25 protein-coding genes are annotated in these 25,938 nt (G+C 70.4%); 19 read left to right on the top strand and 6 right to left on the bottom strand.

Translation table 11 applies throughout. The features are described from left to right. Positions 1 to 8: 8 nt before the first annotated feature. The 7 genes from Ari01nite_RS00560 to Ari01nite_RS00530 all read left to right on the top strand — a co-directional run bounded on the left by Ari01nite_RS00560 (position 9) and on the right by Ari01nite_RS00530 (position 7,221). A complete protein-coding gene (locus Ari01nite_RS00560; protein WP_203778407.1) occupies positions 9 to 287 on the top strand; it encodes a hypothetical protein in 279 nt (92 codons plus the stop codon). Then, positions 284 to 2,968, top strand: coding sequence for an alanine--tRNA ligase (gene alaS, locus Ari01nite_RS00555; RefSeq protein ID WP_203778406.1), 2,685 nt, complete (start codon positions 284 to 286; stop codon positions 2,966 to 2,968). Before Ari01nite_RS00560 ends, alaS begins: the two co-directional genes overlap by 4 nt. A gap of 23 nt (positions 2,969 to 2,991) precedes the next feature. Beyond that, positions 2,992 to 3,450, top strand: coding sequence for a Holliday junction resolvase RuvX (gene ruvX, locus Ari01nite_RS00550; protein WP_203778405.1), 459 nt, complete (start codon positions 2,992 to 2,994; stop codon positions 3,448 to 3,450). After that, positions 3,447 to 4,631 carry an endolytic transglycosylase MltG gene (gene mltG / locus Ari01nite_RS00545; protein ID WP_203778404.1) on the top strand — a complete coding sequence of 395 codons (1,185 nt, stop codon included), beginning with the start codon at positions 3,447 to 3,449 and terminating at the stop codon, positions 4,629 to 4,631. Before ruvX ends, mltG begins: the two co-directional genes overlap by 4 nt. Then, positions 4,628 to 5,458 (top strand): shikimate dehydrogenase, encoded by an 831-nt coding sequence (locus Ari01nite_RS00540; RefSeq protein WP_438872117.1) that lies wholly within the window; start codon positions 4,628 to 4,630, stop codon positions 5,456 to 5,458. Before mltG ends, Ari01nite_RS00540 begins: the two co-directional genes overlap by 4 nt. A gap of 81 nt (positions 5,459 to 5,539) precedes the next feature. Beyond that, on the top strand, positions 5,540 to 6,718 hold the full coding sequence (gene aroC / locus Ari01nite_RS00535) for a chorismate synthase (protein WP_203778403.1): 1,179 nt from the start codon (positions 5,540 to 5,542) through the stop codon (positions 6,716 to 6,718). Next, positions 6,718 to 7,221: a shikimate kinase gene (locus Ari01nite_RS00530; protein WP_203778402.1), complete on the top strand. Its 504-nt coding sequence runs from the start codon at positions 6,718 to 6,720 to the stop codon at positions 7,219 to 7,221. Before aroC ends, Ari01nite_RS00530 begins: the two co-directional genes overlap by 1 nt. Here the strand turns inward: Ari01nite_RS00530 and Ari01nite_RS00525 are convergent. Continuing rightward, positions 7,211 to 7,924, bottom strand: a complete 714-nt coding sequence (locus tag Ari01nite_RS00525) for a Clp protease N-terminal domain-containing protein (protein ID WP_203778401.1) — start codon at positions 7,922 to 7,924, stop codon at positions 7,211 to 7,213. The two genes, Ari01nite_RS00530 and Ari01nite_RS00525, sit on opposite strands and share 11 nt — an antisense overlap. A gap of 68 nt (positions 7,925 to 7,992) precedes the next feature. Here Ari01nite_RS00525 and aroB point away from each other — a divergent pair, with 68 nt between their 5' ends. The 4 genes from aroB to nusB are packed head-to-tail and all read left to right on the top strand — an operon-like array spanning position 7,993 to position 10,535. Then, positions 7,993 to 9,054 (top strand): 3-dehydroquinate synthase, encoded by a 1,062-nt coding sequence (aroB, locus tag Ari01nite_RS00520; protein WP_239162370.1) that lies wholly within the window; start codon positions 7,993 to 7,995, stop codon positions 9,052 to 9,054. After that, positions 9,051 to 9,485 carry a type II 3-dehydroquinate dehydratase gene (aroQ, locus tag Ari01nite_RS00515; protein ID WP_239162369.1) on the top strand — a complete coding sequence of 145 codons (435 nt, stop codon included), beginning with the start codon at positions 9,051 to 9,053 and terminating at the stop codon, positions 9,483 to 9,485. Before aroB ends, aroQ begins: the two co-directional genes overlap by 4 nt. Positions 9,486 to 9,540: 55 nt before the next feature. Continuing rightward, positions 9,541 to 10,098 carry an elongation factor P gene (gene efp / locus Ari01nite_RS00510; protein WP_203778400.1) on the top strand — a complete coding sequence of 186 codons (558 nt, stop codon included), beginning with the start codon at positions 9,541 to 9,543 and terminating at the stop codon, positions 10,096 to 10,098. Between the two features lie 26 nt (positions 10,099 to 10,124). After that, positions 10,125 to 10,535, top strand: a complete 411-nt coding sequence (gene nusB, locus Ari01nite_RS00505; protein ID WP_203778399.1) for a transcription antitermination factor NusB — start codon at positions 10,125 to 10,127, stop codon at positions 10,533 to 10,535. A 4-nt stretch (positions 10,536 to 10,539) separates the two neighbouring features. Here nusB and Ari01nite_RS00500 read toward each other — a convergent pair whose 3' ends face one another. From Ari01nite_RS00500 to Ari01nite_RS00485, 4 genes are all read right to left on the bottom strand, one after another. After that, positions 10,540 to 11,283: a hypothetical protein gene (locus tag Ari01nite_RS00500; protein ID WP_203778398.1), complete on the bottom strand. Its 744-nt coding sequence runs from the start codon at positions 11,281 to 11,283 to the stop codon at positions 10,540 to 10,542. After that, the gene (locus Ari01nite_RS00495; RefSeq protein WP_203778397.1) at positions 11,280 to 12,995 is read right to left on the bottom strand and encodes an AbeC-like domain-containing protein; all 1,716 of its coding nucleotides are present in this window, start codon (positions 12,993 to 12,995) and stop codon (positions 11,280 to 11,282) included. The genes Ari01nite_RS00500 and Ari01nite_RS00495 overlap by 4 nt, the downstream gene beginning before the upstream one ends. A 72-nt stretch (positions 12,996 to 13,067) precedes the next feature. After that, entirely contained in the window at positions 13,068 to 13,787 is a 720-nt protein-coding gene (locus tag Ari01nite_RS00490; RefSeq protein ID WP_239162368.1) for a Crp/Fnr family transcriptional regulator, read from the bottom strand. Between the two features lie 63 nt (positions 13,788 to 13,850). Continuing rightward, positions 13,851 to 14,384 (bottom strand): Pycsar system effector family protein, encoded by a 534-nt coding sequence (locus Ari01nite_RS00485; protein ID WP_203778396.1) that lies wholly within the window; start codon positions 14,382 to 14,384, stop codon positions 13,851 to 13,853. 126 nt (positions 14,385 to 14,510) lie between these two features. On the opposite strand from Ari01nite_RS00485, the gene Ari01nite_RS00480 reads away from it, so the two are divergent. Next, positions 14,511 to 15,239: a hypothetical protein gene (locus Ari01nite_RS00480; protein ID WP_203778395.1), complete on the top strand. Its 729-nt coding sequence runs from the start codon at positions 14,511 to 14,513 to the stop codon at positions 15,237 to 15,239. A gap of 181 nt (positions 15,240 to 15,420) precedes the next feature. Here the strand turns inward: Ari01nite_RS00480 and bldD are convergent, their stop codons facing one another. Beyond that, entirely contained in the window at positions 15,421 to 15,909 is a 489-nt protein-coding gene (bldD, locus tag Ari01nite_RS00475) for a transcriptional regulator BldD (RefSeq protein ID WP_020517563.1), read from the bottom strand. A gap of 323 nt (positions 15,910 to 16,232) precedes the next feature. Here bldD and pyrR point away from each other — a divergent pair, with 323 nt between their 5' ends. The 7 genes from pyrR to Ari01nite_RS00440 are packed head-to-tail and all read left to right on the top strand — an operon-like array spanning position 16,233 to position 25,787. Then, entirely contained in the window at positions 16,233 to 16,793 is a 561-nt protein-coding gene (pyrR, locus tag Ari01nite_RS00470; RefSeq protein WP_203778394.1) for a bifunctional pyr operon transcriptional regulator/uracil phosphoribosyltransferase PyrR, read from the top strand. Then, positions 16,790 to 17,713: an aspartate carbamoyltransferase catalytic subunit gene (locus tag Ari01nite_RS00465; protein WP_203778393.1), complete on the top strand. Its 924-nt coding sequence runs from the start codon at positions 16,790 to 16,792 to the stop codon at positions 17,711 to 17,713. The genes pyrR and Ari01nite_RS00465 overlap by 4 nt, the downstream gene beginning before the upstream one ends. Then, the gene (locus Ari01nite_RS00460; protein WP_203778392.1) at positions 17,710 to 18,972 is read left to right on the top strand and encodes a dihydroorotase; all 1,263 of its coding nucleotides are present in this window, start codon (positions 17,710 to 17,712) and stop codon (positions 18,970 to 18,972) included. The genes Ari01nite_RS00465 and Ari01nite_RS00460 overlap by 4 nt, the downstream gene beginning before the upstream one ends. Beyond that, positions 18,972 to 20,078: a glutamine-hydrolyzing carbamoyl-phosphate synthase small subunit gene (gene carA, locus Ari01nite_RS00455; protein WP_203778391.1), complete on the top strand. Its 1,107-nt coding sequence runs from the start codon at positions 18,972 to 18,974 to the stop codon at positions 20,076 to 20,078. Before Ari01nite_RS00460 ends, carA begins: the two co-directional genes overlap by 1 nt. A 5-nt stretch (positions 20,079 to 20,083) precedes the next feature. Further along, positions 20,084 to 23,437 carry a carbamoyl-phosphate synthase large subunit gene (carB, locus tag Ari01nite_RS00450; protein WP_203778390.1) on the top strand — a complete coding sequence of 1,118 codons (3,354 nt, stop codon included), beginning with the start codon at positions 20,084 to 20,086 and terminating at the stop codon, positions 23,435 to 23,437. Further along, positions 23,434 to 24,456 (top strand): quinone-dependent dihydroorotate dehydrogenase, encoded by a 1,023-nt coding sequence (locus Ari01nite_RS00445; RefSeq protein ID WP_203778389.1) that lies wholly within the window; start codon positions 23,434 to 23,436, stop codon positions 24,454 to 24,456. Before carB ends, Ari01nite_RS00445 begins: the two co-directional genes overlap by 4 nt. Further along, complete coding sequence (locus Ari01nite_RS00440; protein WP_203778388.1) at positions 24,453 to 25,787, top strand: adenosylmethionine--8-amino-7-oxononanoate transaminase; 1,335 nt, start codon at positions 24,453 to 24,455, stop codon at positions 25,785 to 25,787. The genes Ari01nite_RS00445 and Ari01nite_RS00440 overlap by 4 nt, the downstream gene beginning before the upstream one ends. Positions 25,788 to 25,938 lie beyond the last annotated feature (151 nt).

The raw sequence follows: 25,938 nt of genomic DNA, 5'->3' as shown, positions 1-25,938 counted from the left end.
TGCCAACTATGAAGCGCCTGCTGTGGCTGGGCGTCGGCCTGGCCGTCGGCGCCCTGGTGGTGCGCAAGCTCACCCGTAAGGCGAACGAGTTCACCCCGTCGGGCATCGCCACCTCGCTGTCGGAATCCGCTGGCGGCCTGGTCGAGTCGATGCGTAACTTCGTGGATGACGTCCGTGACGGCATGCACGAACGGGAGCAGCAGATCAATCAGGCGTTCGCCGAGGGCGAGTTGTTTGACCAAGGGCTGACCGAGCTCGATCGGGACAGCCAGGAGGGGAACCGATGAAGACGGCGGAGATCAAGCGGCGCTATCTGGCGCATTTCGAGGCCAACGGGCACACGGTCGTGCCGAGTGCCCCGCTGCCGGCCATCGACGACCCCAACCTGCTGTTCATCAACGCCGGCATGGTGCAGTTCGTGCCGTTCTTCCTGGGTCAGCGCACGCCGCCCTACCAGCGTGCGGTGAGCGTGCAGAAGTGCATCCGGACGCCGGACATCGACGAGGTCGGCAAGACGTCGCGGCACGGCACGTTCTTCCAGATGAACGGCAACTTCTCGTTCGGCGACTACTTCAAGGCGGGGGCGATCCCGCTGGCGTGGGAGCTGTCCACCAGGCCGCAGTCCGAGGGCGGCTTCGGGCTCGACCCGGACAAGATCTGGGCGACCGTCTACCTCGACGACGACGAGGCCATCGAGATCTGGAAGCAGACCGGGCTGCCGGCCGAGCGCATCGTGCGCCGCGGCAAGAAGGACAACTTCTGGTCGATGGGCATCCCGGGACCGGCGGGTCCGTGCTCCGAGCTCTACTACGACCGCGGTCCGGCGTACGGCCAGGACGGCGGCCCCGAGGTGGACGAGGACCGGTTCCTGGAGTTCTGGAACCTGGTCTTCATGCAGTACGAGATCACCGACGTGAAGTCGAAGGAGGACTTCACGATCGTCGGCGACCTCCCGAAGCAGAACATCGACACCGGCATGGGCCTGGAGCGCATCGCGTCGATCCTGCAGGGCGTCGACAACCTGTACGAGATCGACGAGGTCTACCCGATCCTGACCCGGGCCGCGGAGATGACCGGCAAGCGCTACGGCGCGCAGTCCGGCCACTCGGCGGCGGAGTCACACCCGGACGACGTACGGCTGCGGGTGATCGCCGACCACGTGCGGACCGCGCTGATGCTGATCGGCGACGGCGTGACCCCGTCCAACGAGGGTCGCGGTTACGTGCTGCGGCGGATCATGCGCCGGGCGATCCGGTCGATCCGGTTGCTGGGCTGGCAGGCGCCCGCACTGCCCGAGCTGCTGCCGGTGGCGCGCGACTGCATGGCGCCGTCGTACCCGGAGCTGGCCGAGGAGTTCGGCCGGATCTCCTCGTACGCGTACGCGGAGGAGGACTCGTTCCTGTCGACCTTGCGGCAGGGCACCACGATCCTGGACACCGCGATCACTGAGACCCGCAAGTCGGGCGGCAAGCAGCTGTCCGGCGCGCAGGCGTTCCAGCTGCACGACACGTACGGCTTCCCGATCGACCTGACCCTGGAGATCGTCGGCGAGCAGGGCCTGTCGGTCGACGAGGCCGGCTTCCGGCGGCTGATGACCGAGCAGCAGGCGATGGCGAAGGCCGACGCGGCGGCGCGCAAGACCGGCCACGCTGACCTGTCGGCGTACCGCAGCGCGCTGGATGCGGGCGGCCCGGTCGAGTTCACCGGCTACCAGGAGGTCACCCGCGAGTCCCGGGTGCGCGCGCTGATCGGCAGCAGCGGCCGGATCGAGGTGGCCGGCGAGGGTGACTTCGTCGAACTGGTCCTCGACTCCACCCCGTTCTACGCCGAGGGCGGTGGCCAGCAGGCCGACACCGGCGTGATCAACGTGGGCGGCGGCCAGGTCGAGGTCGTCGACGTGCAGCAGCCCCTCCCGGGCCTGATCGTGCACAAGGCGCGGGTCGTCCGTGGCGAGGTGCGCGCGGGTGAGAGCGGCCTCGCCGAGATCGACGTGACCCGGCGCAAGGCGATCTCCCGCTCGCACACCGCGACCCACCTGGTCCACCAGACCATGCGGGCGTTCCTCGGCGAGTCCGCGACCCAGGCGGGTTCGCTGAACGCGCCGGGCCGGCTGCGGTTCGACTTCAACACCCCGGGGGCCGTCTCGCCCGCGGTACTGCACGACGTCGAGCAGCAGGTCAACGAGGTGCTGCTGCGCGACCTCGAGGTACACGCGTTCATCACCTCCCAGGCGGAAGCGCGCCGGTTGGGCGCGATGGCCCTCTTCGGGGAGAAGTACGGCGATGAGGTCCGCGTGGTTGAAGTCGGCGACTATGCGCGGGAACTGTGTGGCGGAACCCACGTCGCCCGTTCGGGGCAGCTGGGGCTCGTGAAGATCCTGCACGAGTCCTCGATCGGCTCCGGCGTGCGCCGGGTCGAGGCGCTGGTCGGCATCGACGCGTTCGGCTTCCTGGCCAAGGAACACCTGCTGGTGAGCCGGCTCGCGGAGCTGTTCCGGGTGCCCGGTGACCAGGTCGCCGACCGGGTCGAGCAGACCGTCACGGCGCTGCGCGACGCCGAGAAAGAGCTCGAGAAGCTGCGCGCGCAGATGGTGCTCGGTGGTGCCGGTGCGCTCGCCGGGCAGGCGCGTGACCTGCGTGGCGTCGCGTACGTCGGCACCGAGGCACCCGAGGGCGCGGCCGGCAACGACGTGCGTACGCTGGCCCAGGAGATCCGGGGCAAGATCGACTCGGTGCGTCCCGCGGTCGTCGCGGTCGCGGCCCGGGCCAACGGCAAGGCGTCGCTGATCGTGGCGGTCAACGGTGCGGCCAAGAGTCGCGGGCTGTCCGCGGCGGATCTGGTCAAGGGCGCGCTCTCCGGCCGGGGCGGCGGCAACGCCGATCTGGCGCAGGGTGGCGGCGTGCCGGCCGACCAGGTTCCGGCGCTGCTGGCGGCCGTGGAGCAGGCGGTGGTCGACGCCGCCGGGTAAGCGAAACTTAAGGGGGCAACCGAATGAGCGCTTTGTCGCGGGGTAGGCGGCTGGGCGTTGATGTCGGTAAGGTGCGCGTCGGGGTCGCGGTCAGCGACCCTGACGGGATCCTGGCCACCCCCCTGGTCACGGTGCCCCGTGACATGGGCGCGGCACCCGATGCCGTGCCCGGCGATATAGCCGAGCTCGTTCGTCTCGTGGGGGAACACGAGGCGGTCGGGATCGTGGTGGGGCTTCCCGTGCGCCTCAATGGCGCCGAGGGCCCTGCCGCCATCGACATTCGTGCGTACGCTGGGCGACTGGCGGAAGCGGTCGGCGCGGTGCCGATCGTTCTGGCGGACGAGAGGATGTCGACCGTGGTCGCAACCCGCAGGCTCGCCGAACGTGGCGTCCGGGGTAAGCGGCAACGGGCGGTCGTCGATCAGGCGGCCGCGGTGGAGATCCTCCAGGGCTGGCTGGACGCGCAGCGGAGGCAGAGATGATCGACGAGCTGGACTTGGCGTTCGACGAGCATGCCGAGCGCGGCCGACCACGGCACCGGCGAGGTGGCCGCGGCGGCAAGAAGAGCTCGGGCAAGTCCGGCGTCGCGTTCTTAATGGCTTTTGTCCTGCTTGCCGTGCTCGGTGGCGGCGTGTTCTTCGGCTACAACAAGGTCAAGGGCTTCTTCACGGCGGCCGACTACGACGGTCCGGGCACCGGAACGGTGCAGGTCACCATCGAGAAGAACGCGACGCTGACCGACATCGGCAACACGCTCGTGGACGCCGATGTGGTGAAGAGCACAAAGGCGTTCGTCAATGCCGCGAACGAGAACCCGCGGGGCAAGAACATCCAATCCGGCACCTACAACATGCGGAAGCAGATGTCGGCCAAGAATGCCGTCGACATGCTGCTGGACCCGAAGAACAGGGTCACCGCGGGTATCACCATCCCCGAGGGCAAAACCGCGAAACAGACGTACGAACTGCTCGCGAAGGCCACCAACATCCCGGTGAAGGACTTCGAGACCGCCGCGAAGAATCCCGAGGATCTCGGCGTGCCGGGCTTCTGGTTCAACCGCCGGGACGATCAGCAGGCGCGGAAGTCCGTCGAGGGGTTCCTCTTTCCCGATACGTACGAATTCGACCCGAAACTCACCGCGAAGCAGATTTTGCAGGTGATGGTGAAGCGGTTCGTCACGGTCGCCACCGAACTGGGATTCGTCGACGGCGTGCAGAACAACCTGTCGGTGTCGCCGTTCGAAGGACTGATCGTGGCCTCGCTGTCGCAGGCCGAGGCCGGCGTACCCAAGGACCTGCCCAAGGTGGCCCGGGTCGCCTACAACCGGGCCTACAAGGCCAACATGCCGCTCGAGTTCGACGTGACCGCGAACTACTGGCTCGACCTCAACGGCAAGAGCGCGAAGCACTCTGGCGAGCTCACGGCGCAGGAACTCGACGACCCGAAGAACCCGTACAACACCAAGAGCAAGCGCGGGCTCCCGGCCGGGCCGATCAACAGCCCTGGCAAGTCCGCGCTCGAGGCCGCCATGAAACCGGCCTCCGGTAACTACGTGTACTTCGTGGCGATCGACCGGGACGGCAACTCGGCCTTCACCGAGGACTACGGGCAGCACCAGAAGAACATCCAGACCGCCTGCAAGAACGGGGTCCCACTCTGCTGACGATCACCACACGCCGCGCCGCGGTGCTGGGCCAGCCGATCGCGCACTCGCTCTCGCCGGTGATCCACAACGCCGGGTTCGCGGCCGCCGGGTTGTCCGGGTGGAGCTATGTCGCGATCGAGTGCGGCGAGGCCGGCCTGGCCGGCCTGCTGGCGGGTCTCGGCCCGGAGTGGGCCGGGCTGTCGCTGACCATGCCGCTCAAGGCCGAGGCGCTGCGGGTGGCCGGCGCCGCGTCGCCGGTCGCGCGGGCCACCGGCGCCGCCAACACGCTGGTGCGGCGCGGCGACGGCTGGTACGCGGACAACACCGACGTCACCGGCATGGTCCGGGTGCTGCGCGAGGCCGGTCTGTGCCCGGAGCCGAGCGTGACCGTGCTGGGCGGCGGCGGCACCTGCCGGGCCGCCCTCGGCGCGGCCGCCCAGCTGGGCGCGACCGAGGTGACCGTGGTGACCCGGCGGCCCGAGGTGCGCGAGGAGCTGCGGCCGGCCGCCGAGGCGCTCGGCATCGGGCTGGCCGGCGGCGAGTGGGCCGACGCGGCGAAGCTGTTCGAGGCCGACGCGGTGATCTCCACGGTGCCCAAGGGCGCGGCCGACCACCTGGCCGCCGAGGTGGCCTGGCGGCCCGGAACCGTGCTGTTCGACGCGATCTACGACCCGTGGCCGACCCCGCTGGCTGCCGCCGCGTCCGCGCAGGGCGTTCCCGTGGTGTCCGGCCTCGACCTGCTGCTGGCCCAGGCGCTCAGCCAGTTCGAGCAATTCACCGGGATCGCTCCCGCTCCGGAGGCGGCGATGCGGGCGGCGCTGTTCGAGGCGGCCAGCCGCCGCTGAGTGTTCCGCTGGGTGTTCCGCTGGGCGGGACGACGGCGGGGGACCGGCGGCACCGGCGTGCAACGTGCCACACTGTGGCACGTGTTGCGCTGGCTTACCGCAGGTGAATCGCACGGACCCGCCCTTGTCGCGCTCCTCGAGGGAGTGCCCGCCGGGGTCGAGGTGACGACCGAGGAGATCGGCCGTGATCTCACGCGCCGCCGGCTCGGCTACGGTCGTGGCGCCCGGATGAAGTTCGAGCAGGACGTCGTCGAGGTCATCGGCGGTCTCCGGCACGGGCTCACGCTGGGCAGCCCGGTCGCGATCCGGGTGGGCAACAGTGAGTGGCCCAAGTGGGAAACCGTGATGGCCGCCGACCCGGTCGACCCCGAGGAACTGGCCGCCCAGTCCCGCAACGCCCCGCTCACCCGGCCCCGTCCCGGGCACGCCGACCTGGCCGGCATGCAGAAGTACGGGCACACCGACGCCCGGCCGATCCTGGAGCGCGCCAGTGCCCGGGAGACCGCGGCCCGGGTCGCGGTCGGCGTGGTGGCCAAGGCGCTGATCCGGCAGGCGCTCGGCATCGAGATCGTCTCGCATGTGATCGAGCTGGGCTCGGTGGCCGCCAAGACCGGCCTCATTCCCAAACCCGAGGACGCCGAACGCATCGACGCCGACCCGCTGCGCTGCCTCGACCCGGAGGCCAGCGCGCGGATGGTGGCCGAGGTCGACGCCGCCAAGAAGGACGCCGACACCCTGGGCGGCATCGTCGAGGTGCTGGCCTACGGGGTGCCGCCGGGCCTCGGCTCGCACGTCCAGTGGGACCGCAAGCTCGACTCCCGGCTGGCCGCCGCGCTGATGTCGATCCAGTCCGTCAAGGGCGTCGAGATCGGCGACGGCTTCACCCAGGCCCGCTCGCGCGGCTCGGTGGCGCACGACGAGATCATCCCGACCGCCGACGGCGTCCGCCGGGTCACCGACCGGGCCGGCGGGCTCGAGGGCGGGATCACCAACGGCGAGCCGCTGCGGGTCCGGGCCGCGCTCAAGCCGATCTCCTCGCTCAATCGGGCGCTGCAGACCGTCGACGTGACCACCGGCGAGCCGGCCACCGCGATCAACCAGCGGTCGGACGTCTGCGCGGTGCCGGCCGGCGCGGTGGTGGCCGAGGCGATGGTGGCCCTGGTGCTGGCCGAGGCGGCCACCGAGAAGTTCGGCGGTGACTCGGTCGCCGAGATCCGCCGCAACCTGGCCGGATACCTGGACTCGCTGGTGATCCGCTGATGGCGCCGGCCGCGGTGGTGGTCGGCGCTCCGGGTGCCGGCAAGTCCACGGTCGGCGAGGCGGTCGCGGCGCTGCTCGGCGTGCCGTTCGCGGACACCGACGCGATCATCGTGGCGCGCGAGGGCCGGCCGATCCCGGACATCTTCGTCGACGACGGCGAGGACGCGTTCCGGGCCATCGAGCGGGCCACGATCGCCGAGAGCCTGCGCGACTTCGACGGCGTGCTCGCGCTGGGCGGCGGCGCGGTGCTCAGCGAGGACACCCGCACGCTGCTGCGCGAGCACACCGTCGTCTATTTGTCGGTCGAGCTGACCGACGCGCTCAAGCGGGTCGGTCTGGGCGGTGGCCGCCCCCTGTTGGCGATGAACCCGCGGGCCACCCTGAAATACCTGCTCGACCAGCGCCGGCCGCTGTACGCCGAGGTGGCCACCCACACGGTGGTGACCGACGGCCGCGAGCCCGACGACATCGCGGCCGAGATAGCGGCCCTGCTCAAGAGCTGACCTTCGCTTCCAGCCGCTCGATCCGTTCGATCAGCGGCGCCAGTTCGGCCCGCACCGCGCCGAGCAGGCCAGTCGGTGGCGCGCTCGCGATGTTGGCGCGGAGATGCACGTACCCGGCGAGGGCCGCGGACACCGCACGCCGGGCACCGCGGGCGTCGATGCCGCGTTCGCGCAGCAGCGCGCCGGCCGCCCCGTCCGGCTCGCCGGCCAGGGCGATCAGCAGGTGCTCACAACCCACGTAGTTGTGGCCGAGCCCGACCGCCTCACCGGCGGTCTGCTCCAGCACGGTGGCGGCCGGCAGGCTGAACCGCAGGCCGTCGCCGGAGCCGGGGCCGCGCTCGGCGGTGGTGGGTGCGGTCAGCGAGCCGGGGGAGACTTCCATGGCGGTGAGGATCTGCAGCGCCAGGTTGCCGTTCTCGGCCAGGACGCCGGCGAGCAGGTCGCCCGTGGTCACGGTGGCGGCCCCGCCGGCCTTGGCGCGTTCGACGGCCAGGTTGACGACGCTCACCAGGCGGGCGGTGAAGCTGCTGAGCTGGCCGGTCACCGCCGCGAGATCCACATCGCCCACGACGGCCTCGCGGATGGCGGTTATCCGGCGTACGGCCGCCTCCAGGGCTCGCTGGCAGACGGCGGAAACCGGCACTCCCGTCTCGCGGACGGCGTCGGCCAGATCGTCAGGCAGGTACACGTTGATTTTTGGCATGCACCGTTTATAACCCTGGTGGGGGTAGAAAGATATAACCCCATTGCCCCGCCGATAGGCTCACCGCCGTGGTTACACGCATCAACGTGGCCGGCGACCGGCCGTACGACGTGCTGGTCGGCTCCGATCTGGCCGGCGAGCTGCCCGGCCTGATCGAGGGCGCGGCGCAGGCGGCGATCCTCTATTCCGCCCCGCTGCGCGAGCGGGCCGAGCAGATCGCGGCCAAATGCGGCGCGCGGGCACTGCCGATCGAGGTACCGGACGCCGAGCGCGGCAAGTCGATCGAGGTGGCCGCCCGCTGCTGGGACGAACTCGGCGCGGCCAACTTCACCCGGACCGACGTGGTGGTCGGCGTGGGCGGCGGCGCGGTGACCGACCTGGCCGGGTTCGTGGCGGCCGGCTGGCTGCGCGGGGTGCGCTGGGTGCCGGTGTCGACGTCGCTGCTCGGCATGGTCGACGCGGCGGTCGGCGGCAAGACCGGGGTCAACATTGCGGCCGGCAAAAACCTGGTGGGCGCGTTCCATCCGCCGGCCGGTGTGCTGTGCGACCTGGACGCGCTGGCCATGCTGCCGGCCGACGACCTGGTGGCCGGCCTGGCCGAGGTGATCAAGTGCGGCTTCATCGCCGACCCGCGGATCCTCGAGCTGATCGAGGGCGACCCGGCCGGCGCGGTCGATCCGGCCGGTGCGGTGCTGCGGGAACTGGTCGAGCGGGCGGTGCGGGTCAAGGCCGAGGTGGTCGGCGTCGACCTCAAGGAGTCCGGGCTGCGCGAGATCCTCAACTACGGGCACACCCTCGGGCACGCGATCGAGAAGCGCGAGAAATACACGTGGAAGCACGGGCACGCCATTTCCGTCGGGCTCGTGTTCGCGGGTGCGTTGTCCCGATTGTCCGGCCGACTGGATGACCGGACGGCGGCCCGGCACCGCGAGCTCCTCGAACTCGTCGGGCTTCCCACCGCGTACCCCCAAGAAGCCTGGACCGATCTCCTGAGCGCGATGCGCGTCGACAAGAAGGCGCGGGCAGCCACCTTGCGTTTCGTGGTTCTTGACGGCCTGGCGAAGCCGGGCATCCTCAGCGGGCCGGACGAGGAACTGCTGCGGCGGGCATATGCGGAGGTGGCGCGGTGATCTATGTGCTGAACGGGCCGAACCTCGGGCGGCTGGGCACCCGGGAGCCGACGGTGTACGGCGCGACCACGTATGCGGATCTGGTTGCGCGGTGTGAGGAAGCAGCCAAGCGACTGGGCGTCGAGGCCGTGGTGCGGCAGACTGACGCCGAATGGGAGATGATCGGCTGGCTGCACGCGGCCGCCGACGAGGGTGCGCACGTGGTGATCAACCCGGGCGCCTGGACGCACTACAACATCGCGATCCGTGACGCCTGTGCCATGCTCACGGGCCGCCTGGTGGAGGTGCACATCTCGAACATCCACACCCGCGAGGAATTCCGCCATCATTCGGTCATTTCGGCGGTGGCGACCGGGGTCATCGCGGGCCTCGGCATCGACGGATACCGGCTGGCGCTGGAGCACCTGGCCCAATTCGCCGGTGATGTGTAGTCGCCGGTAAACTCGTTCGGTCACCGACAACGATGCAGACAGGGCTTCGGAAAACATGGCTTCCACGAACGACCTGAAGAACGGCCTGGTGCTCAACCTCGACGGCGACCTGTGGTCGGTCGTCGAGTTCCAGCACGTCAAGCCGGGTAAGGGTGGGGCGTTCGTGCGCACCACGCTCAAGAATGTGCTCTCCGGCAAGGTCGTCGACAAGACCTTCAACGCGGGCACCAAGGTCGAGACGGCCACCGTCGACAAGCGCACGATGCAGTACCTCTACCAGGACGGCGAGGACTTCGTCTTCATGGACCTGGACACGTTCGACCAGATCACGGTCTCCGGCGGCACGGTGGGCGAGAACGCCAACTACCTGCTCCCCGAGGCCGAGGCCACGGTCGCCACGCACGAGGGCGTCCCGCTCTACATCGAGCTGCCGACCAGCGTGTTCCTCGAGGTCACCTACACCGAGCCGGGCCTGCAGGGCGACCGCTCCACCGGCGGCACCAAGCCGGCCACCGTCGAGACCGGCGCCACCGTCCAGGTCCCGCTGTTCATCACGACCGGCGAAAAGATCAAGGTCGACACCCGCGACGGCCGCTACCTCGGTCGCTCCTGATCATGTCGGAAGGCCCTAAGACGCAGATGCCCGCGCGTCGCAAGGCGCGCAAACGGGCTCTCGACGTCCTCTACGAGGCCGACCTGCGGGACCTGCCCCCCAGCGAGGTACTGCGCAGCTACGAGGCACGCATCGGGACCCCCCGCCCCGACCACATGGACTACGCCGTAGGCCTGATCGAGGGCGTCGCCAAAAACCTGGACCGCATCGACGAGTTGATCGCCAGCTACGCCGAGGGCTGGACGCTCGACCGCATGCCCGTGGTCGACCGCAACCTGGCCCGGATCGCCGTTTACGAGCTGCTCTACGTCCCCGAGATCGACGACCCGGTGGCCATCACCGAGGCCGTCGAACTCGCGAAACAGATGTCAACCGACGACAGCCCCAGGTTCCTGAACGGCGTCCTCGGCCGCATCGCCGAGTTCGCCACGAGGTAACGTCTCACGGCGTCCGCCCGGCGATCACGGGAGTTTCGCCGAGCAGGCACCGGACGTACGCCGCGGCGGTGAGCGCGGCGTACGGCCGCCATCGGCGGCTGGTCGCGGCGTCGGCGATCTCGCTGACGCCGCGGACCATCAGCCATCCGAGGCCGCCGTGGCCGACCTCCTCGGCCTTCGTCTCCAGAGCGAGCAGGCCCTGCTCGGCGGCGAGCCGGGCGTCGTGGGCCCGGCTGCCGACCCGGCCGAAGTGGACGCGGGGCGAGGCGTCGCCCGGCGGAGCGAAGGACGGCTGCTGCCGCACGCCGTCCTCGATGAGCGCGAGCCACGGCCGCTGCTCCGCATACTCCGCGGCCTTGAGGATGTCGGCGGCCCGGACCAGCACCGGCGACGGGCGACGCACCGCGGCCGGCTCCGCCGTACCGGCCAGCCGGTCGACGACTCCCCAGACGGAGACGACGACGTCGCCTAGGCGCACGCCGTGCGTCCGGCCGAGCGGATCGGGTACGCCGGTCGCGACGCCGCAGAGGACGATCTGGGCGACCGAGCCGAAGCCGCGCACCAGGTTCGCGCAGCCGAGCGCGCCCAGCACGACGTGATGCCGTCCGCCGCCGAAAGCCGGCACGGTGCCGGTCAGGTGATCAGGGCCGCCGGCGGGGACCGGGCCGTCGATGAACAGCCGGACGGCCGCGAACTCTTCGGTCCCGGCGGTGACGATCCCGACCGCCGGCTGGTGCGGCTTCGTCATGCCTTCGGGTTCTTGTCCGGCGGGGGGTTGTCCTTCGCCGGGGGCGGCTGTTCGTTGTTGCGGAAGTCGTTGTTGTTGCCGAAGCCCACCATGGTCGCCTTGACCTCGTTCACGTTCCAGGTCTGGATCGTGGTCACGATGTTCTGCTTGGTCCGGTCGAAGTCGGCGGTGTCGATCTGGTGCTTCCGCAGGAAGTGGTGCAGCTCGGTCAGCAGGCGGGCCTGCAGCGAGGCGCCGATCGACAGGACGTCGACGATCGCGTTGTAGTGGAGATCCTCGACGTCGACCGCCGAGATGCCCTCGCGGAGCGTGATGTTCGCGCCGTAGTCGAAGGGGCGGTCCCGCCGGAGCGCACGCAGTGCCAGCCGCCCGTTGCGGCTGCGCCGGAGGAGATCGCGCACCTCCGCCGCGCACCGCGGGAACGCCCCGAAGATCATCCGGGGAAGCCGCCGGGAGCCGCGCCCGAGCGCGTTGCGGGCCAGGTCTAATGGATGCGAGCTGAGGTGACTGACCGGGCCGATGACCGCCGGGTGCAGCGGGAACAGGGCGTGCAGGGCAAGTTCCAGGTAGAGGAGCCGGTTGCGGGTCCGGGTGCGCGCGAACACGGACACCACGATCTCGCCGTCGCGGGCGACCTCCTGGAGGCAGAAGTAGACCCGCCGGTAGCTGTCCGTCCGGGTCCGCCCGATCTCCTCGAGAATCAGGTCGTGCGGTACGCGCTGCACCGGGTGCGGCAGCGGCTCGCCGGCCTCGCCGAGCAGCTCCTTGGTGCGCCCGTCGACGTACAGGCGATGCGTGTGGGTCTTGGTGTCCGACCGGTCACCGACGAAGCTCTCGTCGAGGAAACGGTTGAGCTCGTAGTCGGTGAACGGCAGCGGTTTCAGCCGTTCACCGGCCGAGCCGAGCGCGCCCTTGGTCACGTCGACCTCGAACGTCCAGTCCTTGATGCGCTGCCCGCTGCCCAGGAACGGCAGGACGTCCCGGCCGGCGCCGTACACGACCACGTTCTCGTCGGGCAGTTCGCTCAGCCGGTCCTCGACCGTCGCCGGCAGCGGCCGGGCCAGGCTCGCGGTGCGGCCGCACCCGTCCCGGACCGCGACGGCGCGGCGCAGCGAGAGCCACGCGGAGACCAGCAGCACCGCCCAGGCGGCCAGGGCCGCGCCGGCCGCGATCGCCAGGTCGGTCCTGATGCCCGGCCAGCGGACGACGGTCATGCCGGTCAACGTCAGGAGGAGCAGTGCGCCGGCGATCGATGAGAGCAGCTGACCGGGCCGTCCGCGCAGCTTCCGCCACCCCTCAGCGATCTTGCGCCACAGGAGCCGGCGGAAGAGCCAGCCCACCCCGGCGAGCAGCGCGCACACGGCCATGGTCGAGACGGTCGGGCGGAGACCGTGCCGCGCCGACAACCGGACCAGGACGGTCACCGCCGCGCCCAGCAGGACGCCGACCAGCAACAGGTCGCGGACCCTGCGGCGGCGCCGCGCCTCGACGGCGTGGCGGACGACACCCAGGGCGTCGACGCCGATCGCCGGACCCCAGGCGCATTGCGGCCGGTCCAGGAAGTTGGACAGGATGCTCCGGCACAGCCAGGGGTTGATGTGCGCCGCGGCAGCCGCGTACCGCGTGACGATGTCGTGGTACGGCCTCTCCGGCACGGCGGGAGCGGGCGGTTGCGGTTCCGGCGGCGAGACCGCCGATGGATTCTTGATCATCGATACCGTCCTCGGGTTTTCGGGACAGGAGGATCCACCGGACTCCGGCAGCAGGGCGGGGCCGGTGCGGTTTCAGAGCGGGTGCTGGCCGTTCTCGATGTCGGCCAGGCTGCGCAGGGCGGGGAAGTCCAGCACGATGATGCGGCGGTACCCGGTGTCGATGAGTTCGGCCCGGCGGAGCTCGCGGATCGCCTTCTGCAGCGACACCTCGGCCGCACCGCACAGGCCGGCCAGCTCCGGCTGGGTGAGCGGCACGCCGATGACGATCCCGGAGGCAGCGCGGGTGCCGTACTGCTCGGCGATCTCCACCAGCACGCGCGCCAGCCGCACCCGGACCGGGTAGGAGGCGAAGTCGACCCGGAGCCGGGTGGCGCGGCGCAGCTTGCCCCCGATGAGCGCGGCCACCTCGACCGCCACCTCGGGATGGTCGTGCAGGAACGGGCGGAGGTCCCGGCGCGCGATCACGGCGCAGACGGACCGCACACAGGTGGTGGCGGTAGCCGAGCGCGGCGTGTCGGTCAAGGCCGCGATCTCGCCGATCAGGTCGCCGGAGACCCGGATCGACAGCAGCGCCTGCCGCCCATCCGCCATCCGGCCGGAGATCTTGACGAGCGCGTCGAGCAGGACGATCACATGTGACTCCACGTCGCCCTCGCGCAGCAGGACCGTGCCGGCCGGCACGGTCCTGCGCACCCCCAGCCCGATCAGTTCGGCCCGGGTCGCGGGGTCGCAGCGGGACAGCAGGGTGCGGGGTGGGAAGGGACTCCAATCGGCGATGACTTCGTCCCCCAATCGACGAAAGTGAGCATGCGGATGCCAGTATCGCCCGTGCCGTCCCGTTTTCGGCCCGCGTTTTCATGCCGCTGCGCCGATCGCCATTCCCGGCGGAAGGCTCGTACACAGCACAATTCCCGCCATGCCGGTCAGCGCCAGGGCCGTCCACAGGAGACTTTGCCGGACCCGCTCGTGTTTGGTCAGCGCGATCCGCGCGAGGGTGCGGGCGAGTCGCCAGCATTCGTCGGCCGAGCCGGCCCCACTGCCGGTGAGGGCCGGCTCCAAGCCGGACGCCAGGGTGGTGATGCTCAACCGGCCGGCCGAGCAGTGCTTGTCCAGGCGCGGTCGCAGTCCGCTGGCGAGTTGCCAGACCGCGCCGCTCAGCCCGGCGACCGCGAGGACGGTCATGGCCAGACCGGCGACGAGCCAAACCGGACCCGCCCGGCCGAGGTCACCGATGCCGGCCATCCGATCGAAAAGGAACACGGCCGAGCCGCAGACCACGCCGGCCACTGTTGCGATCTTGGCGTCCGCGTAGCCGATGGACTGCTGCATGAGGGCGGCCGTGTGCAGGGCGACCAGAGCGTCTCCCTCGCGGGTCTTTTCGTTGCGCATGTTTCGAGTGAACGGTGGACCCGCCGCGGAGAACACATCAAAGTATTGAAAGATCGAAAGGTCTTATCCCGGCCAAACGACATTTTGATGGGATTGCCGCGGCGGTCCGCTGGTAGGACTGAGGCCGTGACGACCCCCGCGTATCCCTACCGCCGCCTGCTGGTGTCCGTGGACATGGAGCGCTACAGCCGGCAGGACAACGAGGCCCAGTACCAGGCGCAGCAGATCTTTCAACGGGTGATGCAGGCGGCCTGCGACGAGCTCGAACTCGACCGGAGCCGCTGGAGCACCCAGTCGGGTGGCGACGGTGAGCTCGCGATCATCCCGCCGGACGTTCCGGAGAGCCGGGTGGTCGGCGAGTTGACGGCGGCGCTGGACCGCCTGCTGGCCGCAGAAAACCGCTACCGCGGCGACGACCGGCGGATCCGGTTGCGGGTGGCGGTCCACGAGGGCCTGGTCCACCTGGACGGTGCGGCGGGCTTTCCCGGCGACGCCGTGGTGACTGTCTGCCGCCTGGTCAACGATCCTCAGCTGAAGGCGGCGCTGCGGAGCTTCCCCCGGGCGAACATCGCCATGATCGTGTCGGACGTCATCTACCGCAGCGTCGTGGTGCCGTACGGCAAGCCCCGCCCCGACCGCTTCCGCCAGGTGCGGGCGCAGATTCCCGAGAAGGACTTCGGCGCCGACGCGTGGATCTTCGTGCCCGACGAGGACGCCACCGGCGGTGCACCGGCCGGGGCCCGCCACGAGGCGCCGCCGCCCGGTCCGGCGCCCGGTCCGGCGCCGACCTATTCCGTCGATCGGGTGGAGGGTCACAACGTCGCTCTCGGCAACCACAACACCTTCAACCGGTGAGACCGAGCCGGCGGTCTGAGTTTTCGCGTTCACTCCATGAGCGAAAACGGGCGTTCGTGTGTGGGCCGCCGGGGACTGGTGCGCACGATAAGTGATATCGACAACGATGCCGTTGCGTGGGCGGCGGGCAAGCGAAAGGCCCGTGGACATCCACGGGCCTCGCGGGTGTTGCTCCGGGGGATCAGCTGGCGAAGAACGCGCGGGGGTCGGCTACGAGGACGCCCTGCTCGGTCAGGCGCTCGATGAGGCCGGACGGGGAGATGTCGTAGACGATGGCGAGCGCGCGCAGGTCGTCGGCTCGGATGGAGAGGACGCGGCCGTTGTAGTCGCCGCGCTGCTGCTGGATGGCCCGGGCATACCGTGCGACGTAGGCGAGGTCCTCGCCGGTGGTGTCGTACAGCTTTTCCAGGTCGAGCACGATTTTGTTGGTGGCCTCGAGGCGAACTCCGCTGCCGTCTGGCAGCAGCTCCGAGACGGGGACGCGGTAGAAGTCGGCCAGTTCGGCAAGACGCGACACGGTGACCGCACGGTCGCCGCGCTCGTACGAGCCCACGACGACGGCCTTCCAGCGACCGTTCGACTTCTCTTCCACGCCCTGCAGAGACAGGCCCTGCTGCTGGCGGATGGAGCGCAGGCGGGCGCCCAACGACTTGGCGTACTCAGACGGCATTCGGAACACTCCCAGTACTGTGCTGGCCCGGAGGGTTCTTCCTCCGCGATCGCTACGCAGCGTGACGGTACGGAGTTTGCGACCCCTGGTCAAGTGTTGGTTACCGATGAGTCGCGCGGCCCAGGGGAGACTTGCCTGATTCGTCCGGCTGATTCCCAGGGTCGGCCAGGTCACCATGGTCAACGCTGCGCTCACTGGTAACGTAGCGTCAGCCATCGGGGCGGCACCCTTCGGGGGGTTGCTCCACAGGGGGTGCCTCCAGGGGTAACTCCAACCGACGTCCTTTAACGACCCGTCCCGTGAGGCGGGGAAGGAGGTCCGCCGTGGCTTCGCCGCGCGCTGACACAGGCAGCAAGATCATCTTGAGTGAGGCCGACCTGCAACGGGTCGTCGACCGGATCGCTCATCAGATTCTGGAAAAAACGTCCGGCGGCACCGGCACAGTGCTGCTCGGTATTCCGACCCGGGGCGTGCCGCTCGCCGCCCGCCTGGCCGCCCGCATCCACGCGTTTGAGGGCATCGATGTGCCGGTGGGCTCGCTCGACATCACGCTCTACCGCGACGACCTGCGGCTGCACGCCACCCGCGCACTCGGCAAGACCGAACTGCCCGGCGGGGGCATCGACGGCCGGCGGGTCATCCTCGTCGACGACGTGCTTTTCTCCGGCCGTACGGTGCGCGCCGCGCTGGACGCGCTCAACGACGTCGGCCGGCCCAGTTCGGTGCAGCTCGCGGTGCTCGTCGACCGCGGTCACCGGGAACTGCCGATCCGCGCCGACTACGTCGGCAAGAACATCCCCACCGCGCTGTCCGAGAGCGTCCGCGTGTCGCTCACCGAGACGGACGGACTGGACGAGGTCCGGCTGACCGGAGGCCAGAAATGATCAAACACCTGCGCTCGGCCGCCGATCTGGACGCGGCCACCGCCACCCTGATCCTGGACACCGCCGCCGAGATGGCCGCGCTGGCCGGCCGCGAGGTCAAGAAACTGCCCACGCTGCGCGGCCGGACCGTGGTCAACCTCTTCTACGAGGACTCGACGCGGACCCGGATCTCGTTCGAGGCGGCGGCCAAGCGGCTCTCCGCCGACGTCATCAACTTCTCGGCCAAGGGTTCGAGCGTCTCCAAGGGAGAGAGCCTCAAGGACACCGCGCTCACCCTGCAGGCCATGGGCGCCGACGCGGTGGTGATCCGGCACGCCGCCTCGGGCGCGCCGCACCGGCTCGCGTCCTGGGTCGACGGTTCGGTGATCAACGCCGGCGACGGTACGCACGAGCACCCGACCCAGGCGCTGCTGGACGCGTACACGATGCGCTCGCGACTGGGCCGGCTCGACGGGCTGCGGGTCGCGATCGTGGGAGATGTGCTGCACAGCCGGGTCGCCCGTTCGAATGTGTTGTTGCTCACCACCCTCGGCGCGCACGTCACGCTGGTCGGACCGCCGACCCTGATCCCGCTGAACATCGCGGACGCGTTGTCGCCCGCGGCAAAAGTGTCGTACGACCTCGATAGCGTCCTGCCCGACATGGACGTCGTGATGATGCTGCGGGTGCAGACCGAGCGCATGCAGGACTCGTACTTCCCGTCCGCCCGGGAGTACAGCCGCCGCTACGGTCTCGATCTCGCGCGCATGCGGCGGATGCCGGAGCACGCGATCGTGATGCATCCCGGCCCGATGAACCGGGGCATGGAGATCACTCCCGAGGTGGCCGACTCGTCCCGTTCCACCATCGTCGAACAGGTCGCCAACGGGGTCTCGGCTCGGATGGCCGTTCTTTATCTGCTGCTGGGGGGCAAGGCATGACTTCTTATCTGCTGCGGGGCGTCTCCGTCGTCGGGGCGGCACCGACCGATCTGCTGATCCGCGACGGTCTGATCTCTACCGAGGAGGGCCCGGCCGAGGTCATCGACGCGGCCGGCCTGGTCGCTCTGCCCGGCCTGGTCGATCTGCACACCCACCTGCGCGAGCCCGGCCGGGAGGACGCCGAAACCGTCGAGACCGGCTCGCGGGCCGCGGCCCTCGGTGGTTACACGGCGGTCTTCGCGATGGCGAACACCTCGCCGGTCGCCGACACGGCCGGCGTGGTCGAGCAGGTCTGGCGGCTCGGGCGCGAGGCCGGGCTGGTCGACGTGCAGCCGATCGGCGCGGTCACCGTGGGCCTGGCCGGCAAGCAGCTGGCCGAGCTGGGTGCGATGGCGACCTCGGCGGCCGGCGTGCGGATCTTCTCGGACGACGGGCACTGCGTCGCCGACCCGCGGCTGATGCGCCGCGCACTGGAGTACGTGAAGGCGTTCGACGGCATCATCGCCCAGCACGCCGAGGAGCCGCGGCTCACCGAGGGCGCCCAGATGCACGAGGGCGAGGTCAGCACCCGCCTCGGCCTCACCGGCTGGCCGGCCGTCGCCGAGGAGGCGATCATCGCGCGCGACGTGTTGCTGGCCGAGCACGTCGGCAGCCGGCTGCACGTCTGCCACGTCTCCACCGCCGGCTCGGTCGAGGTGCTGCGTCAGGCCAAGGCCCGCGGCGTCCGGGTGACGGCCGAGGTCACCCCGCACCACCTGCTGCTCACCGACGAGCTGGCGGCTTCGTACGACCCGGTCTACAAGGTCAACCCCCCACTGCGTACGCAGTCCGACGTGCTCGCCCTGCGCGAGGCGCTGATCGAGGGCGTGATCGACATCGTCGCCACGGATCACGCGCCGCACGCCGTGGAGGACAAGGAATGCGAGTGGGCGTACGCCCGGCCGGGCATGGTCGGCCTGGAGACGGCCCTGCCGATCGTGCTCAGCATCCTCGGTGAGCAGTGGGACCTGATCGCCGAGCGGATGTCCCGCGCCCCGGCCCGGATCGCGGGCCTGGACGGGCACGGCACCGACCTCGCGGCCGGCGCGCCGGCCAACCTCACGCTGGTGGACCCGTCCGCCCGCCGGGTCGTCGACCCGGCCGAGCTGGCGAGCCGCAGCCGCAACACTCCTTACGCGGGCACCACCCTGCCGGGTCGCATCGTGGCGACCTTCCTTCGGGGAGAGCCGACGGTCCTGGACGGGAAGGCTGTTAAGTAATGGCGAAAGCGATCCTCGTACTCGAGGACGGGCGGACGTTCTCCGGCAGCGCGTACGGCGCGGTGGGGGAGACGTTCGGCGAGGCCGTGTTCACCACCGGCATGACCGGTTATCAGGAGACACTGACCGATCCGTCCTACCACCGGCAGGTCGTCGTGCAGACCGCCCCGATGATCGGCAACACCGGCGTCAATGACGAAGATGACGAATCGGACAAGATCTGGGTCGCCGGCTATGTCGTCCGGGATCCGGCGCGGCGGCCGTCGAACTGGCGCTCCACGGGTGATCTGGGGGAGCGGCTGGCGGCCGAGGGTGTGGTCGGGATCAGCGGGGTGGACACCCGGGCCCTGACCCGGCACCTGCGGTCGCGCGGTGCCATGCGGGTCGGCCTCTCCAGTGTGGATCTCGATCCGGCATCGGTTCTGGCCCGCGTGCAGGCCTCGCCGCAGATGGTGGGCGCCGACCTTTCGGCCGAGGTCACGACACCTTCTCGCTACGTAGTGGAGGCGGTCGGGGAACACCGCTACACCGTCGCGGCGCTCGACCTCGGCATCAAGCGCAACGTCGCCCGCCGGCTCGCCGAGCGCGGCGTGACCACGCACATCTTCCCCTCGTCGTCGTCGATCGATGACCTGCTCGCGGTCAGCCCGGACGCGGTCTTCTTCTCGCCCGGCCCCGGCGACCCGGCCACCGCGGACGGACCGGTGGCGCTGGCCCGCGAGGTGCTGCGGCAGCGCAAGCCGCTGTTCGGCATCTGCTTCGGCAGCCAGATCCTCGGCCGGGCGCTCGGCTTCGGCACCTACAAGCTCGGGTACGGCCACCGCGGCATCAACCAGCCGGTGCTCGACAGGACCACCGGCAAGGTCGAGGTGACCTCGCACAACCACGGCTTCGCGGTCGACGCGCCGCTGAACACCGTGATCGACACGGACTTCGGCGGGGTCGAGGTCTCGCACGTCTGCCTCAACGACAACGTGGTCGAGGGCCTGCGGGGGCTAGACGTCCCCGCGTTCACCGTCCAGTACCACCCCGAGGCCGCGGCGGGTCCGCACGACGCGGACTACCTGTTCGACAGGTTCGTTGAGCTCGTGGAAAAGAAGGGCTGACGCCGATGCCGAAGCGTTCCGACCTGAAACACATCATGGTGATCGGCTCCGGGCCGATCGTCATCGGGCAGGCCTGCGAGTTCGACTACTCCGGCACCCAGGCGTGCCGGGTGCTGCGCGCCGAGGGGCTGCGCGTCTCGCTGGTCAACTCCAACCCGGCCACGATCATGACCGACCCGGAGTTCGCCGACGCCACCTACGTCGAGCCGATCACCCCAGAGTTCGTCGAGCTGGTCATCGCCAAGGAACGGCCGGACGCGATCCTGCCGACGCTGGGCGGGCAGACCGCGCTGAACACCGCGGTCGCCCTGCACGAGAGCGGCGTGCTGGAGAAGTACGGCGTCGAGCTGATCGGCGCCAACATCGACGCGATCCGCCGCGGCGAGGACCGGCAGCTGTTCAAGGACATCGTGGCTCGCGCCGGCGGGGAGACGCCCCGGTCGCGCGTCTGCCATTCGATGGACGAGGTTTTCTCCACCGTGGGTGAACTCGGCCTCCCGGTCGTCATCCGGCCCTCGTTCACCATGGGCGGTCTCGGCTCCGGCATGGCACACACCCAGGAGGACCTTTCCCGGATCGCGGGAGCGGGGCTGGCGGCGTCGCCCGTGCACGAGGTGCTCATCGAGGAGAGCGTGCTCGGCTGGAAGGAGTACGAGCTCGAGCTGATGCGCGACAAACACGACAACGTCGTGGTGGTCTGCTCGATCGAGAACCTCGACCCGATGGGTGTGCACACCGGCGACTCGGTGACCGTGGCGCCGGCCATGACCCTGACCGACCGGGAATACCAGCGGCTGCGCGACCTCGGCATCGCGGTGCTGCGCGAGGTCGGCGTCGACACCGGCGGCTGCAACATCCAGTTCGCGATCAATCCGGACAACGGCCGGCTCGTCGTGATCGAGATGAACCCGCGGGTGTCCCGGTCGTCGGCGCTGGCGTCGAAGGCCACCGGCTTCCCGATCGCCAAGATCGCCGCGAAGCTCGCCATCGGCTACACGCTCGACGAGATCCCGAACGACATCACCCTCAAGACGCCGGCCGCCTTCGAGCCGGCCCTCGACTACGTGGTCGTGAAGATCCCGCGGTTCGCCTTCGAGAAGTTCCCGGCCGCCGATCCCGAGCTCACCACCACGATGAAGTCGGTCGGCGAGGCGATGAGCCTGGGCCGCAACTTCGCCGAGGCGCTGAACAAGGCGATGCGGTCGATGGAGACGTCGGCCGCCGGGTTCTGGACCGCGCCGACCTTCGAGGATCTCGGCGAGGCGCTGGCGGCATTGCGGATCCCGCACGACGGCCGGCTCTACACGGTCGAGGCCGCGCTCCGGCTGGGCGCCACCGTCGAGCAGGTGCACGAGGCCAGCGGCCGGATCGACCCCTGGTTCCTGGAGGAGATCAAGGCGCTGGTCGAGCTGCGCGCGGAGATCACCGACGCCGCGGTGCTGGACGAGGAACTGCTGCGCCGGGCGAAGCGGTCCGGCCTGTCCGACCGCCAGCTCGCGGCGCTGCGCCCGGAACTGGCCGGCGAGGACGGCGTGCGGACGCTGCGGCACCGGCTCGGCATCCGGCCGGTCTACAAGACCGTCGACACCTGCGCGGCCGAGTTCGAGGCGAACACCCCGTACCACTACTCGTCCTACGACGAGGAGACCGAGGTCGAGCCGTCCGACCGGCCCAAGGTGATCATCCTGGGCTCGGGGCCGAACCGGATCGGGCAGGGCATCGAGTTCGACTACTCGTGCGTGCACGCCGTCATGGCGCTGCGCGGTACCACTGCTTCGGGTTATTCCGGCGGAGCCGGCCTGGGCGGCTCAGGCTTCGAGACCGTGATGGTCAACTGCAACCCCGAGACGGTGTCCACCGACTACGACACCGCCGACCGTCTCTACTTCGAGCCGCTCACCTTCGAGGACGTCATCGAGGTGGTGCACGCCGAGGACAGCTCCGGCAAGGCGGCCGGCGGCCCCGGCGTGGTCGGCGTGATCGTGCAGCTGGGCGGCCAGACGCCGCTGGGCCTGGCGAACCGGCTCAAGGCGGCCGGCGTGCCGATCGTCGGCACCTCACCCGAGTCGATCGACCTGGCCGAGGACCGCGGGCTGTTCGGCGAGCTGCTGACCCGGGCCGGCCTGCGCTCGCCCGAGCACGGCACCGCCACCAGCTTCGAGGGGGCCAAGGAGATCGCCGACGCGATCGGCTACCCGGTGCTGGTCCGGCCGTCCTATGTGCTCGGCGGCCGGGGCATGGAGATCGTGTACGACGAGCCCACCCTGCGCGGCTACATCGAGCGGGCCACCCAGATCTCGCCGAACCACCCGGTGCTGGTCGACCGCTTCCTGGACGACGCCATCGAGATCGACGTGGACGCGCTCTGCGACGCCACCGGCGAGGTCTACCTGGGCGGCGTCATGGAGCACATCGAGGAGGCCGGCATCCACTCCGGCGACTCGTCCTGCTCGCTGCCGCCGGTCACGCTTGCCGGCCCGCACCTGGCCGAGGTACGCCGCTACACCGAGGCGATCGCCCGCGGTGTCGGGGTGCGTGGTCTGCTCAACGTCCAGTACGCGCTGAAGGACGACGCGCTCTACGTGCTGGAGGCCAACCCGCGCGCTTCCCGGACCGTCCCGTTCGTCTCCAAGGCCACCGCGGTCCCGCTCGCCAAGGCGGCCGCCCGGATCATGCTCGGCGCCACCATCGCCGAACTGCGGTCCGAGGGCCTGCTGCTGCCCGAGGGCGACGGCGGCGTCGTGCCGGAGAACGCGCCGATCGCCATCAAGGAGGCGGTGCTGCCGTTCAAGCGGTTCCGCACCCCGGCCGGCAAGGGCGTGGACAGCCTGCTCGGCCCCGAGATGAAGTCGACCGGCGAGGTGATGGGCATCGACGCCGGCTTCGGCCAGGCGTTCGCCAAGTCGCAGGCGGCCGCGTACGGGTCGCTGCCGACCGGCGGGAAGATCTTCGTCTCGGTGGCGAACCGGGACAAGCGTTCGATGATCTTTCCGATCAAGCGGCTCGCCGACCTCGGTTTCACCATCGTCACCACGGCCGGCACCGGCGAGGTGCTACGCCGGCACGGCATCGCCTGCGAGATCGTCCCGAAGCACCACGAGGGCCCGGGCGAGAACGCGGTGGCGCTGATCCTGTCCGGCGAGATCGCGATGATCATCAACACCCCGCAGGGCTCGGGCGCGAGCGCCCGGTCGGACGGGTACGAGATTCGCAGCGCCGCGGTCACGGTCGACATCCCGAGCATCACCACGACGCAGGGTGCGGCGGCCGCGGTGATGGGGATCGAGGCGCTGATGCGCGGCGACATGTCGGTGCGGCCGCTCCAGGAATTGCACGCCGACCTCCGGGGAGCGAAGTGACGGCTTTCGAGCGCGCCCTGCGGCCCGTCCTGTTCCGAGTCGGGGGTGGCGACGCGGAGACGGCGCACGAGTTCACGCTGGGCCGCCTCGCGCGGCTCGGCGAGCGGACCCGGGCGGTGCTGCGCCGGCGCTATGCCGTCGACGCGCCGGTCGAGGTGTTCGGGGTGCGGTTCCCGAACGCGATCGGGTTGGCCGCCGGGATGGACAAGAACGGCGTGGCGCTGCCCGCGTGGCCGGCGCTCGGGTTCGGGTTCGTCGAGGTCGGCACGGTCACCGCGCACGCGCAGCCGGGCAACGACAAGCCGCGACTGTTCCGGCTCCGGGACAGCGAGGCGATCATCAACCGGATGGGCTTCAACAACGCCGGCGCGGCCGCGCTGGCGGCTCGCCTCGGCGCGCTCGGCCCGATCGGGGTGCCGCTCGGCATCTCGCTCGGCAAGTCCAAGGTGACCCCGCTCGACCAGGCGGTCGACGACTACCTGACGTCGTACCGGCTGCTGGCCCCGTACGCCGACTACATCGCTGTCAACGTCTCCTCGCCGAACACGCCCGGCCTGCGCACCCTGCAGGACAAAAGCGCGATCGCCGACCTGCTGACCGCGCTGCGCGGCGACACCCCGGTGCTGGTCAAGATCGCGCCGGATCTCACCGAGTGGGCCGTCGCTGAACTGTTGGAGGTCTGCCTCAGTCACGGCGCGGCCGGCGTGATCGCCACCAACACCACGCTGTCCCGCGACGGGCTGGCCGCGGCCGACCAAGCACTGGCCGCCGAGGATGGCGGGCTGTCCGGTCGGCCGCTCACCGAGAAGGCCAGCAAGGTCGTCCATTTCGTCCGCACCGAAACCGATGGCCGGCTGCCGATCGTCGGGGTTGGCGGGGTGATGTCCGCGGACGACGCGGCCCGGCTGTTCGACGCGGGGGCCTCGTTGGTGCAGCTCTACAGCGGCTTCATCTACCACGGGCCGGCCCTGGTGCGGGCCGCCGCGAATGTTCCGGGGCGGGCGGTCGAGACGCGATGAGCAGCGGGCGGCGCTCCCCGGCCGGGCAGGTCCCGGCAGCGAGCGCCGTCGTTGCCGCCGCGGGCGGGACCACCGACCTGCTCGCGCTGGATCGGGCGCACGTCTGGCACCCCTACGGCCCGATGCCGGGGCGCAGTGCGCCTTATCTCGTGGAGGGCGCCGAAGGCGTTCATCTCCGGCTGGCCGACGGGCGCGAGCTCGTCGACGGCATGTCGTCGTGGTGGGCGGCCATCCACGGCTATCGGCACCCGGTGCTCGATGCGGCGCTCGCCGAGCAGGCCGCACGGATGAGCCATGTGATGTTCGGCGGGCTCACGCATGAACCCGCCATCCGGCTCGCCGCCACTCTCGTCGATCTCGCGCCGGACGGGCTGGAGCACGTCTTTCTCTGCGACTCCGGGTCGGTCGGCGTCGAGGTGGCGATCAAGATGGCGTTGCAGGCGCAGCAGGCGCTCGGGCGGCCGGTCCGGCGGCGGCTGCTCACCTGGCGCGGCGGCTACCACGGTGACACGTTCCACCCGATGACCGTGTGCGATCCGGTCGGCGGCATGCACTCGCTGTGGACCGGGGTGCTGCCGGTGCAGGTTTTTGCCGGCCCGCCGCCCGTCGACTTCGATCCGGCGTACGGCAAAGCGCTTGTTGATCTGATCGAGCGGCACGCCGGGGAGATCGCCGCGGTGATCGTCGAGCCGGTGGTGCAGGGCGCCGGGGGGATGCGGTTCCACCACCCGGAATACCTCCGGATTCTGCGGGCGGCCACCGAGGCGCACGGGATCTTTCTGATCTTCGACGAGATCGCCACCGGGTTCGGGCGGACCGGGACGTTCTTCGCGGCCGGGCACGCCGGGGTCAGTCCCGACATCATGTGCGTCGGCAAGGCGCTCACCGGCGGCTATCTGACGCTGGCCGCGACCCTGTGCACCCCGGCCGTGGGTGCGGCGATCTCGGCGGGCGACGGCGGCGGTCTCGCGCACGGGCCGACGTTCATGGGCAACCCGCTCGCCTGCGCGGTCGCGAACGCCTCCCTGGGGCTGCTGGCGGCCGGAGACTGGCGGGGGCAGGTCCAGGTGATCGAAAACGGTCTGCGGGACGGCCTGGAGCCTCTCAGGGCGGTTTCCGGGGTGGCGGACGTGCGGGTCCTGGGCGCGATCGGCGTCGTGCAACTCGACCACCCGGTGGACATGGCGGCAGCGACCGCGGCCGCGGTGGACGCCGGGGTCTGGCTGCGGCCGTTCCGCGACCTGATCTACACGATGCCGCCGTACGTCGCGGAGGCCGCCGACGTGGACCGGATCACCGCGGGGATCGCGGCCGCGGTGGCGGCGGCATGACCTCGGACCGGCGGTCCGAATTGTCCGGTAAAGCCGGTGGCTCGCCTCCCGGCCCCGATCGCTGTTTTTGCAGACGCCGAGCGTCCGCTTGCTATAGCGCCAACCCGGCCGTCGCGGTGGCGGCTACCTGACACGGAAGGGGTATCTCACA

It is taken from the genome of Paractinoplanes rishiriensis (assembly GCF_016862375.1).
In the GTDB taxonomy this organism is placed as follows: Bacteria; Actinomycetota; Actinomycetes; order Mycobacteriales; family Micromonosporaceae; genus Actinoplanes; species Actinoplanes rishiriensis.
This window is presented reverse-complemented; position numbering and strand designations above follow the sequence as displayed.